We start from the raw sequence: 12,380 nt of genomic DNA, 5'->3' as shown, positions 1-12,380 counted from the left end.
TGATCTCGAATAACCCTATGATTCCGGCTAAAAATTGAGCTATAGTGACTTAATAACGTAGTTGTGGTTAACTTTATAAAAATGAAAGATTCAAACTCGTAATGATTAACTTCAGAATAGCACCGAAAACGGTCAGATCTTTTTTCAAAGGATATGGTTGGCCCTCCTATAATTACAGGCCTCTCTATCTTCAGGCGATAGATTTCTTCACTAAGAATCTAGGAATGATAATCCCAACTATTATAGCCTTGATAATCTCAATAATAATAGCCTTCGTTCTAAACGGATTAACGTCTCTGTTAGCTTTCGCTGGATTGTCATTTGGTGTAATTCACGTTACGGCTTTTATAATAGGATTTATATCAGGCGTAATATATTCTTTTCTAATATTGGTTGAAGCGTATGAGGCAGGAGCGGTAGTAAGCGGAGGGGTACCTGACCTAGGTTTAGCATGGCAGAGTACACTAAATACTAAGGAGAAACTGTTACCGTCTGCACTAATAGTAGGGTTGATATACGGTTTGTTCTCTACCTTTTTCGTGCCGGGCGCAATCCTTATAGAAGGACTTCTCCTCATCATAATATACGTTATAGCCTCAGCCATAGTTAACGGATATAAGGCGGGAATCGGAGAAGCGATAGATTGGTACTCGAAGTCCTTCTCCAAGGACGGAGCGTCTGCGGTTGTGCTTCTCCTAGGTGCTATATTATCACTGATTCCTATCCTCAATCTATTCGTTATACCCTACACGGAGATATTAGCGACGTTAATGATAAGAAAGTATTAAGTAGGGACGAGTTTCCCCTCTCTGTCCAACTGTTTTAGAAATTTGACGTTTTCCTTTATTTCGCTTTCATCGAACTTTAGCTCTCCTGCATAGCCCTCAAATTTAGAGCAATCGTAGGTAGTACCCGAGTACCTTAATAGACTCCTGATCTCAGCAGGGAGGGCCAGTTTGGCAAAGATCGTTGGAATTGGGATCTTCACTCCTCCATTGAGCGATTCTGCCATGATCTCAAAAAACTTAGAGACTTTGACGCTTCCACACTCTGTAGCGTAAAGATATCTCCTTCCTGTTACCTTTCCCAACTTGTGAATGGCCTTACCAATCGACCAGGCGTTTACGGTAGCCATATCTAAGTTTAGTTCAGGTATGATCCTAAGTTTAGAAAGTCTATACATTGTAACAAATTGAATGTGGGCAGCGTATCTACCGTAGACTAAAGTAGGCCTCAATATCGTAACGTCACCTCCTTTCTCAATTGCGAGTCTCATTATTTCCTTCTCTCCATTACACTTGCTTCTCTCGAACTGTGTAGTAGCTAAGCTATCTTTACAATGTTCTGGTTCCTCCTTGACGTTCTTCCCAGTTGCCCCTGTGGAAGTGGCTCCACTCAAGTGAATGAACGTTTTCCCAAAGTTAAAACTCAACTCCGCCAATCTTTTAGGCACTTCCACGTTAGCTAATTTCAATCTGTCTTCCGATCCCTTTATTTCTCCTATAAAGTTTACAACAGTGTCCGAGCCTTTGACGTGTTTCTCAATTTCTGAAGATAGGGGATCTAGCTTTACTAAATTTACCTTATTATTTAGGATTTTTATGTACTCTTCCTTAACTGGGTTTAGATTCCTATATGTTACGGTAACATCTTCTCCCAGTTCACTCAACGTTAGAGCCACATGTGTTGAGATGAAGCCCAATCCTAATAGGAGGAATCTCATAAAAGAGAGAGGCTAGGTATTTTTAAATATCTATGCCAATAAAGCTAGAGTTCTAGAGCCGAGCTTAGCTTAACTCTCTGCCTTTAACTACTCAATGACATAATTTATTAAATATGTGATCCAGCATCAATCTATGGAGGGCTTCGATCTGGAGAAGGAAATGAAGGAGCTTAATTTGACCACTTCGAAAGAGTCAAGGGAAGACTTCCTAAGCTACAAGGTCAAACCCGGCGTTATTGTCTATCCTAGAACAGAGGAGGAGATAGTAAAGGTCGTAGATTACGCTAACAGGAAAAGGATTCCAATCGTCACGTGGGGGGCGGGCACAAGCCTAACCGGTGCGGTCTCGTGCGAGGGTTGCATCCTTATTGACATGAAGTACATGTCTTCAATCTTGGAGATAAATGACGTAGATTGGTATGTGAGAACCCAACCTGGAGTGAACCTTGAGTATTTAAACAAGAAGTTGATGGAGAGAGGGTTCTTCTTACCTCCAGATCCGGCGTCCTTCTTTCTATGCTCTGTAGGGGGTGCTGTAGCTAACTCCTCTGGAGGTATGAGGGGTGTAAAGTATGGGACTTTCAGAGATTGGGTGCTAGCGCTGAAAGTAGTGTTACCCACTGGCGAGATAGTTAAGATAGGGGAACCATTAAGGAAAAATAGAGCAGGTTACGATTTGACTCACCTATTCGTAGGTAGCGAAGGGACTCTTGGCGTGATAACAGAGATCTGGTTTCGCATTGTTCCACTACCTAAACGAAAGCTAATTCCTTTGCTCGTATCGATGCCAAGTTTGGACTCAACGGCTGGCGTCATTTCGGACATCAGGAAATCGGGGATAATGCCGGAGATAGCTGAATTTATGGATTCTGAAGTTTTGAAAACTCTAAACGTCCATTTGAATGCCGGGCTAAAGGAATCTGAGGGAGGGATGCTCATTCTATTGATTGAGGATCAGGACTTGGAAAGTATCAGAAATATAATCAGGAAGTGGGACGGAGATCTAACCGAGCTTAGCGATAAGGAGTGGGAGAGAGTTTACTCATTAAGGGCCCAAGCCGCTATAGCCCTTAAGGCTTCGGCGAAGGAAATGCTAGTCGAGGACATAGTTGTCCCTGTATCGAAACTCATGGATGCTATTCGTAAGTTAAAGGAGCTTGAAGGGAAGTTTAACGTAAGGATGCCTGTTATAGCCCACATAGGCGATGGAAACCTACATCCTAACATACTCCTAGAAGAGAAAGAGGTCGCATTAGAGCTGTTTGAAAAAGTGGGCGAAATAGCTATAGAACTAGGTGGATCGATATCAGGAGAGCACGGAATAGGGGTTCAAAAAACTAAACTGATGGCAATCCAGTTGGCGAAACATAACGGAGTCAAGGTCCTAGAAATCATGAAAAGGATAAAAGAGATCATTGATCCCAACGACATAATGAACCCTGGTAAATACGTAGAGCGCGCTTACAACGAATCAATGAGAAACTAAGCCGTTATCTTTTAAAGATCCTGACTTTGAAGATGTTAAGGTTTAAGCTCAATAAAAACATGTTAGCTGGAAACGTTTTCTTTTTCAGAGAATGCGAGCATAAAGTTTGACTTTTTCACATTAAGCTAAGCACGTTTAGCTATATCATATACCCTGCCTTATTGGAGAACGCGTTTTATAAAGAGACGCATCTGGTTAGACTCTAAGGGAAAATTAATGATCGTATTCGAGAAAGGGAGGATTTCCTCTCCTGATGAATTTCGAGAGGTTTTAAAAATCGAAGAAAGCCCATAGGCATATTTAAAGTGGATTAAAGTTCGCTCCTTACGATTATCTTGAACCGTAAAGGTACGCAAGACACTAGATCGTGTCCTAAGATTAGGCTACTAGCTTAGCCTTTTTAGTCCAGATCGAGGCACGTTTTAAAATTGGTTCTATGGGTAAACGGAAAGTTCTAGCTATTGATCGTAGAGCTAAAGAAATAGGGAAAGCAAATGTTCCTATCAACCGCTTACGGCTTCATGGAGAGTCCTCACAAATTTAACTAAATATGGACTAATGGATCATCGTTTTCATGAGCTAATAAGTTTGGACTGAGGTACTTGTGATACCTAATAGAGTTAACATAAAAATGGTAAAAAATAAATCAACGTATATAAAAAAGATTACCTGTTTCTGATCTTTCTGACCAAGTACACTATCAGCGAAATTAGGAGGAGGAGCGCAGCGACTGGAATTAGAGCTATGTTAGTTAAAAAGAAGGAATTGGACCCTCCATCGAGGAGAAATGGAATCACAATGAACATGAGTTGATGAAGTGAGAGGAACCTAAATGACATAGTTAGGAGCATAACTAGGACTCTTGATGTGACTCTATTCATTTTAAGGAGTAAGCTCATAGGTGCAATAAGAAAGATGACAATTAAACTTTTTCCTATGTGTTAGGAACGTATACCATACTACCGAAAGACATTAAGCGAAATGCTAGGGGATCATGTCCAAATTAACAGTAAGGATGAGCTCGTCAAGCTTCCTTTCATGAAGAGAAAGAAGATGAGGAATAAAGCCGCCTGTATGATTCTTGATAAGATTGAAAGTCATTGCTTTAAAACGAGTAGTCTCACTGAACTCATCCCTCAGAATCCCAGGAACTAAAAAAGTTCTTATCCTTATATCTCAGAATGCCTGATATGAGGGCAATACTCTATGAAAGAAGGGGGATAGATAACTTAGAGTTGAGGGAAGTTCCAGAACCTCGTGTAGGAGATAACGAAGTGAAATTGAGAGTATTGAAAGCATCAATCAATCCTGTGGATTTGATGAGCGTCGAGGTCCTATCGGTATCACCAATTCCTCATATACCTGGATCGGAGTTCTTCGGGGTTGTCGAAGAGGTAGGTAAAGGGGTGACTCACGTCTCTCCAGGGGACAGGGTTGCGGTTTACACTAGACTCTTTGACGGAAGCTGCGAGAGCTGCCTCAGAGGCAGGCAGACGTATTGCGTTAACGGGAAAAGAATAGGTGTGGAAACCCAAGGAGGTTACGCGGAAGAAATAGTTGTGCCGGCTAGAAACGTTATGCGATCGTCTTTACGAGACGAAATATTGGCAAGTTTACCCATCGCTATCTTGACTCCTTACCATGCGTTGAAGATAGCACAGGTAAACCCTCAAGACCTGGTTGTTGTGTTGGGCGCTTCTGGTAACACAGGTATGTTTCTCATACAATTGGCTAAAATGATGGGGGCCACTGTAGTCGCAGTTTCTACTAAGGCCTGGGTAAAGGATTTCAATCCCGATATAGTGGTGGATTACGTAAACGCGGAGGAGGTAATTAAGGAGTTCACCCAGGGTAAGATGGCTTCAGTGGTTGTAAACTCGTTAGGACAGGAGTACTGGGACTTAGCTTTTAAACTGGTTGGCAATTACGGAAGGATCATCACGTATGGAGCTATCACAGGAGGAAAGGCTCAGCTGGATGTAAACAAGCTCTATCTTAAACACGTGACGTTGTTAGGAACTAATAGAGGAGATATGGGAGACTTCATAGAACTACTTACTTTGGCTAGCAAGTTGAAGGTGAGGACATGGAGGACGTTCAGGCTAGAAGATATCAAAGAGGCGTTCCTATCGTTTAAGGAAGGTAGAAGAGACGGGAGAATATTCCTCTCTCCTTAGTTACAAGTTGATCTAGACTTTTCATAATATTCCCTCGCCTTTCTAACCTCTTCTAGATAATTCACGATAGGCTTGGGATATCCGTCCACCTTTAATGCGTAAACGTTGTGAATGTCAGCTGGAGACAGATCTCTCAGTTCAGGTACCCATTCCTTAATGTAGACTGCCTCAGGGTCAAACTTCTTCTGTTGAAGCCAGGGATTAAAAATTCTAAACATCCTATCAACACCTGTAGAGGCCACCCATTGCCAGTTCCCGTTATTCACTGACGGATCGTAATCGACTAACTTTGTGGCAAAGTACTTTTCTCCCCATCGCCAGTCAACATGAAGCACCTTAACCAGGAAGAACGCGGTAATCATTCGAGTTCTATTATGCATGAAACCTGTGTTATTTAACTCCCTCATACCTGCGTCAACTATGGGATATCCTGTTTTGCCTTGGGTCCACGCACTAAACAGGTTAGTATCGTTAACCCATGGTACGCAGTCGTACTCTCTTTTATACGCGTGACCAAAAACGTATGGATTGTAATACGCCAAAAGCGTAAAGAAGTCTCTCCAGTAAAGCTGTCTCCTTATCTCCTCGTTCACTGAATAGTAAACCTCTCTAGGTGACAAAACACCGAACTTAAGGTAAGGAGAAAGTCTTGTAGTTCCTGGCAAACCAGGAAAGTTCCTCAATGAGTAGTCTATCGTTTGCGCTCTATTTAATGTGTCCAAAGCCGCTCTTCTACCACCCTTAAAGCTAGACCTCTGAAAATGTAGGTTCTCTAAGAGTTTAACGTCAGTAATATCTTTCATCTCCCCATAGTTTTTGAGGTTGTTTACTTCGGGCCGCCTGACAGGTTTATCTTTCACGTCGACGTAAAATCTTGTGAAGACGGAGTAAGGTTTCCCTTCTTTTAAAAAGAATCTCTTCTTCGTTAGGAGCAGATCTTCACACGTTACGAGCTTCCCTTTAACTTTCTCCTTGATCCTCTCATCTCTTTGCCTACTGAAAGGAGTGTAATCCTCATTCATGTAAACCGCATCAGCGTTAATCTTAGGTATTATCTCCTCGGGAAATCCCTTTAGTAAATGGAGCCTAGAGCCCATAGTTTTAAGATCCTGATCCAACTCAAGGAGAGAGTCTATCATGAATCCTATTGCGAAAGGGGACTTGTAAGGGTTATCTTCAACCTGTCTAGGATCTATAATGAATAACGGTACAACCTCATCGCACTCTCTTAAGGCCTTAATTAAACAGGTGTTGTCCTCAAGTCTAAGGTCCCTCCTAAATAGGAATAAGCAAATCACATGATTGCTAAAGCGAACTGATTAAAAGGATGTGTTCTCTAAACTCTAACTTGAAGATATTCATATTACCCTTTAATGGTTATGAAAACCATGAACCTTTCTTATCTCAATTACTACCCTGTATTGGACTACGACGTTAAGGACGGAAGGTTGGCATACGTCGTCCTAAAGGACTCGCCTAGAGTTTACATTCACGGATTAGGCGAAATTGAAATCAAAGAACCAGAATCGGTCCACTGGGTTCGTTCGAGATTAGGTGTAGTTGCAGATCAAGGTGGAGCCGAAATAAGGTCTATCTACTTGATAGATGACGTCCCTTATCCTCTCCTCTCTGACGGACATGACAACTTTGATCCGGTTTTCATAACCGAAGATAAGTTCTATTTTCTCTCCAACAGGGATAAAGAAACGATACATCTGTATCTTTACGAAGATGGTCAAATAACGAAGATCAGCAAAGGGAGCTCCCCAGTGTCCGATGTGTGCGTCTCCCCAGGAGGGAGATGGATAGCTTATTCCTCCGGGATATATGACAATGACCTAATCCTCCTCGATACCAAGTTAGAGGAGGAATTCACTCTTTCATTCAGTAACTCTGAGCAATACCCAAGCTCATCTCAATGTTTTTACGGTAACAGTCTCCTGTTCTTGAGCAATCATAGGGGATTCCTAGATATCGGGAAGCTCTCATTGAAAGATCGCGAGATCACTTGGATCGTGACAGACGATAAAGATAAGTATGAGGCTCTGATGTGGAGAGACAGGCTAGTTTATACGGTGGATAACCAAGGAGACATCTCACTCTATGTAGACGGCAAGGTTCTGGTTAAGGAAGGGGTTTCACAAAGTTTGAAAACGGATAAGGACCTGTTCTTCCTTAACAGCACCTATAGTAGAGCGAGTGATATTTACAAATATTCCGAAAAGATTGAAAGATTGACCGACTCTATGAGAGACGTGAGGGGAGAGTTTGTAAAACCTAAGATTGTGACTTATCGTTCTATAGGGGAGAATATTGACGCTCTATTATATGAGAGAGGAGGAGAGGATAAAGGCGTAGTGTACGTACACGGAGGTCCAGATTACGAATGTCTTAATCATTATTCGGCTGAAGTTCAAATGCTATTGGATTCTGGTTTTAAAGTCATATGTCCAAACTATAGAGGGTCGACCGGAAGAGGAAGAAGGTTTAATCATCTTAACGATAAGGATCTAGGTGGAGGAGATCTCTTAGATGTTATAGAGTCGGTTAAATTGCTGGGAACACAAAAGGTAGCGGTTACTGGGGCAAGCTATGGCGGATATCTAACTATGATGGCTGTGACTAAGTTCCCCGATCTATGGTGCGCCGCTGCAGCTGTAGTACCCTTCGTAAACTGGTTCACGGAGAAGAAGACAGAGAGGGAAGTGCTAAGACAGTACGACGAAATAAAGATAGGAAACGATGAGAGTCTCTTGAGGGATAGGTCTCCGATATTTTTCATTGACAAGATAAAAAGCCCCTTGCTTATTCTGGCTGGCGAGAACGATCCAAGGTGTCCTGCTGAGGAAACGATGCAGGTGGCTGAGAGGATGAAGGAGTTGGGTAAAGATCTAGAGTACAAGATTTATCAGGGGGAGGGACACGGTTTTTACAAGAGGGAGAACTTAATAGACTCTATAGTGAGGGTCGTAGAATTTTTAAATAAAAATTGTCAAAAATAATCTTAAAGGGAAAAAAGAAATTATTAATCTTATCTCCTTCTCAGAACTACGACTAATATTGCCACTATGATGATGACTATTATTACTCCAGCTACGATCTCTAATGTGGTGTTGCTGGAGGTAGTAGTGGTTGTGGGTGGTTTAGTCGTAGTAACAACCTGTGATGGCGTAACGTTAAGGGATTTATAACTAAATAGCTCCCTTGTACCGTTATCCCACATTACCTTACTCACTACCTCATATATACCAGGTTTTAGCCCAGTAGTGTTGATAGTTCCCATATAAGTTCCAGGAGCTATCATAGACATCTTAACTGGTGAAGTGGCGTTACCGTAACCTTCTCCTGATACGTTAAGGTACTTGAGCCACATCACTGCCGTTCCGTTCACTGGGTTCGGTACTAAGGAGGACGTTACGTTGTTCCATGTATAATACTGAAATTCGGAAGTTACGTTTACGCTCTTTCCTTCAGTTACGTTTTGCATGAATATGAGCGGGTTAATCCTGAAATAGTATGGATTATAGGTCACCGTGACGGTCTTTGCCTCGCTGTTAAAGCTGGAGAACATATACGGCCCTGAAGATATCTCCGGGGCTAAGGTCGAGTGATAAAGCGTGACTACGTTAACTGGAGCTATAGCGTGAGCAGGCATTATTGGATATTCTGTGAGGACCAGATATTCGTTCACATAGGATGAGGAGTTAAGATAGAACACTATTTGGTAAGGATTTGTTACGTTTGTCCAAACTAGAGATGGTATGGTACCGAAGAGATCCGTGTTTATGAAACCCTCATTAGATAAAAACGTGTAATTCAACGTAACCCCATCGAAAGTGTTAGTTCCCATCATTCCAGGAAGATCATAATACCACACTGTGAAATTAACATCGTACGCGGTTAGTGGTACTCCATCTATCCAGGTATCGTTATGGACTAAGTTAACCGTGATTATTGATCCGTTGACTATCTTGTCACCATTAGGTAGTGTCATAGTTACCTGTTTCTGGACTTGCCAAGATGAGGCTACCCATGGTATTACCTGGGTTGGGTTGTTCAAAGGAGAAATGCCAAGGCTATCGTACATATCATCCAATGTATTGAAAGCGTAAAGTGAGACGCTTGCGTATATGTTAATGTGTCTAGGTAAGTCGCTTGAGATGGAGGAGAATATGAACGTCCCGTTTAATGCCTGATTAGTAGGATGTACATCCATGATGTTTATGGCGTACTCGGGAGTCCCGCTTGCAAGATATATGTAGTTTGCCCAATTGGGCAGATATACAGCTTGAATAGCGTTAGACCAGGTATATATTACGTAGGGGAGTTGCTGTTGTAGCAACAAATCAGCCTGTTTGGTGTAGTTCTCCTCCTGAGCTAAGGTTGGTGCGTTAAGGGCGTTCTGAAGAACCTGATCTATGGTAGAGTTTGAGAAGCCTCCAACGTTTCCTGGCGAAGTGTATATTCCGTTCATCCATGAGTTGGGAAACGGACCTAAATTGATCCATCCGAATGTGGTCATGTTGAAATCGTTAAATGGAGGAGTCGTAGCCTGTGTTATCAGAGCAGAGAAAGTCTCAGAAACAGGTGTTATAGATAAGTTGATGGCTGCAGCGGAACTGGCTAACAACTCAGCGAATCTCTTTAGTGTTTCAGGAGGATATGTATAGTAAAAGGTTAACTTCAACGGTTTGCCATTATAATACCACTGTCCATTCACGTGGGTTACACCTGGGACTTTCTCCAAATACATTACGGCTCTAGTCAAATTATAGGACTCGTACTGGTTGTAGTAAGCCTCCGCCTGAGGGTTAAACCATTGTGTGTACACTTGTAATGAAGGATTGACGAAATAAGGTTCGTCCGTTCCTAAAACACCGTTGTCTAAAACGTAAGATGTGACGTTCTCAGGATTTATCAGAGAGCTTATTGCATATCTGAAATATATATTCGAGGTTAGATTGTTACCGAATGCAAAGGCTATCTGCCCAAAGCTCTCCTGTGGGGCTATCGCTAAGAAAGCTGTTTGGTTGTACGGGGCGGTCTTAAGCTCCTCTATCTCTGATACGTGAGTTAACGTTATAAAATCTACCTTGCCGTCTAAAAGGGCGTTGAACTCGTCCGTATGAGTACTATATGCGTAAGTGTAAACGATTGTCCCTACCCAAGGTTCGTTATAAATTGCTTGAGAAGGAGTGAGAATCGGAGCGTTGAAATTCGCTATGGCGAAGCTAGATACTTCTATTGGTAGTGCAGTTATAATTACAAAGACTAAAAATAATGCTGCTAATATGTATAATTTATCATTCATACTCATATCTCCCTTTACAATAGGGTACGTTAATAATTTAAACTTTTCCATAAGTAGTGAATAACTTTATGAAGTTCTTTTAAAGAAATTAAAAGATTCGATCCGTGTAATTACTTAACAAACGATAATTTAAGTAGTATTAAGAAATACAAAAGTTAAAAAATATTCCATTTTTATAAGATAATCTTCTAAAAACAACGGTTTCCTAAAATTTCTATCTACAAACTAATGTCTATTTCAAGTTAATTAAAACTATAATAGCGTGCCTTTCGCCACTGACTATGGAGTAACCTCCTCCTACTATGTGTTCATGAACTGTTACGATAGAGTTAATGCTCACGTTTACCTTATTAAACACTTGAGTGAGAGTAGAGAGCGAGTTTCCTGCCAAGATTATTCCTTCCTCTGAGGTGCTCATAGTGAGGTTGTTAACCACTGGTATCCTCAACGCCACGAGATATTTCCCCTCGCCGTATCCAACTGAGTTGACGATACCCACTTCATACTTTAATTTAATGAAATGTATACCAGAATCGTTATATGTACCAAACAAAGTTAAAACTAAACCATCATCTCGTGAGGAGTAGTTAAATCCTCCGAATAGCCAGCCTAACGGTGAGTACGAGGACGTGATAATTGCTCCCTCATTTTGAAACGGTGAATTAAATCCAGTTCCGTTATAAACTGCAAATGTAAAATTAAAAAGATGGGCGCCAGCTATGAATGACTTATCTTGGCCGGATGAAATTGTAAATATCCCAGTGCCTACGCTGAGAGGACTATAAAATGAACGAGGGAGCGATGCAGTTAGATCAGAAATGTTTGATGTAAGTTTTAGCAGAAACGGAATTTGAAAGGTGCTCGTACCTTCCATCTCTAGAGAAGATCCACCTATTAACCAAAATCCCTGGTCCCAAGATACTGCTAAGACTTGCCCAGGAGTGTAGAACCTCGGGATTTGCGAAGTGAAGTTCTTAACTCCTTCACTGGTAAGGAGAACCACTTCAGGTTCAAGGAAAGTTGAATTTCCTGATTTGATATATTTAGCGCCTCCCATTAAAAAGGCAGATCCGTTATATGCTATTGAGTATATAGATCCGTTCAAAAAATATTTACTCACGTTGAAATATATATAAGAAAGATTGTTAAGAAATAGAAGCCCAGCCATTCCTACTGATGTGTTCCCATTAACTCCAACGCCGGCAAAGGCGACAGTGGAGTTATTAACTTTCACTACCTGGTTTATACTATATAAACCAGCCATCTCAACGATCCTTGTGCCAGAATTGAAATGAGCTTCCAGAGTAAATACACCTATGATAATGAGCACGACGGCTATTCCTACAAGGAGAGGATTAAACGATGTCTTATGTTTCATTATTAGATCGTGAAAACGTAGTCTAATATTTAGATTTTTCCCAGATATGAATAGGGTTTAAATGCTAAAATTTAATTCTCTAAATTTATATATAGGACTTTTTTATTAAAAATAAGATCGTTATTGACATTATTGTTTAAGAATCTAGAACATTAACCTTCTTTTTAAAACGTTTTAACTTTTTTTACTCCGAGAATAGTATCTAACTAATCTAAAATGTTTAAAATCTTCACTGTTCAAAATTAACATTTCAGAAACTTTTCTAAAGAGAATAACATAAAGTTTTTTAAAACTGAGGATAGACA

The 12,380-nt window shown here is 41.0% G+C and carries 9 protein-coding genes; 4 read left to right on the top strand and 5 right to left on the bottom strand.

Annotation, left to right across the window (positions count from 1 at the left end; all coding sequences use genetic code 11):
- Positions 1–101: 101 nt before the first annotated feature.
- Complete coding sequence (locus MCUP_RS07780; RefSeq protein WP_013738254.1) at positions 102–788, top strand: hypothetical protein; 687 nt, start codon at positions 102–104, stop codon at positions 786–788.
- On the opposite strand, the gene MCUP_RS07775 is transcribed toward MCUP_RS07780, so the two are convergent.
- Positions 785–1,723 (bottom strand): NAD-dependent epimerase/dehydratase family protein, encoded by a 939-nt coding sequence (locus MCUP_RS07775; RefSeq protein ID WP_013738253.1) that lies wholly within the window; start codon positions 1,721–1,723, stop codon positions 785–787. The genes MCUP_RS07780 and MCUP_RS07775 overlap by 4 nt on opposite strands.
- 133 nt (positions 1,724–1,856) lie before the next feature.
- On the opposite strand from MCUP_RS07775, the gene MCUP_RS07770 reads away from it, so the two are divergent.
- Entirely contained in the window at positions 1,857–3,209 is a 1,353-nt protein-coding gene (locus MCUP_RS07770; protein WP_013738252.1) for an FAD-binding oxidoreductase, read from the top strand.
- 665 nt (positions 3,210–3,874) lie between these two features.
- On the opposite strand, the gene MCUP_RS07765 is transcribed toward MCUP_RS07770, so the two are convergent.
- Positions 3,875–4,108 (bottom strand): hypothetical protein, encoded by a 234-nt coding sequence (locus MCUP_RS07765; RefSeq protein ID WP_048057604.1) that lies wholly within the window; start codon positions 4,106–4,108, stop codon positions 3,875–3,877.
- A gap of 282 nt (positions 4,109–4,390) precedes the next feature.
- Here MCUP_RS07765 and MCUP_RS07760 point away from each other — a divergent pair, with 282 nt between their 5' ends.
- A complete protein-coding gene (locus tag MCUP_RS07760; RefSeq protein WP_013738250.1) occupies positions 4,391–5,386 on the top strand; it encodes an alcohol dehydrogenase catalytic domain-containing protein in 996 nt (331 codons plus the stop codon).
- Here MCUP_RS07760 and MCUP_RS07755 read toward each other — a convergent pair.
- On the bottom strand, positions 5,383–6,684 hold the full coding sequence (locus MCUP_RS07755; protein WP_013738249.1) for a cryptochrome/photolyase family protein: 1,302 nt from the start codon (positions 6,682–6,684) through the stop codon (positions 5,383–5,385). The genes MCUP_RS07760 and MCUP_RS07755 overlap by 4 nt on opposite strands.
- Positions 6,685–6,774: 90 nt before the next feature.
- On the opposite strand from MCUP_RS07755, the gene MCUP_RS07750 reads away from it, so the two are divergent.
- Positions 6,775–8,388: a S9 family peptidase gene (locus MCUP_RS07750; RefSeq protein ID WP_013738248.1), complete on the top strand. Its 1,614-nt coding sequence runs from the start codon at positions 6,775–6,777 to the stop codon at positions 8,386–8,388.
- A gap of 29 nt (positions 8,389–8,417) precedes the next feature.
- Here the strand turns inward: MCUP_RS07750 and MCUP_RS07745 are convergent, their stop codons facing one another.
- Together MCUP_RS07745 and MCUP_RS07740 are read right to left on the bottom strand one after the other, a co-directional pair.
- Entirely contained in the window at positions 8,418–10,697 is a 2,280-nt protein-coding gene (locus MCUP_RS07745; protein WP_013738247.1) for an ABC transporter substrate-binding protein, read from the bottom strand.
- A gap of 232 nt (positions 10,698–10,929) precedes the next feature.
- Complete coding sequence (locus MCUP_RS07740; protein ID WP_013738246.1) at positions 10,930–12,075, bottom strand: hypothetical protein; 1,146 nt, start codon at positions 12,073–12,075, stop codon at positions 10,930–10,932.
- Positions 12,076–12,380 lie beyond the last annotated feature (305 nt).

The sequence above is a fragment of the Metallosphaera cuprina Ar-4 genome (genome assembly GCF_000204925.1).
Classification (GTDB): domain Archaea; phylum Thermoproteota; class Thermoprotei_A; order Sulfolobales; family Sulfolobaceae; genus Metallosphaera; species Metallosphaera cuprina.
Note: the sequence above shows the minus strand (reverse complement) of the source record. Positions and strands in the feature narration are given on the sequence as shown.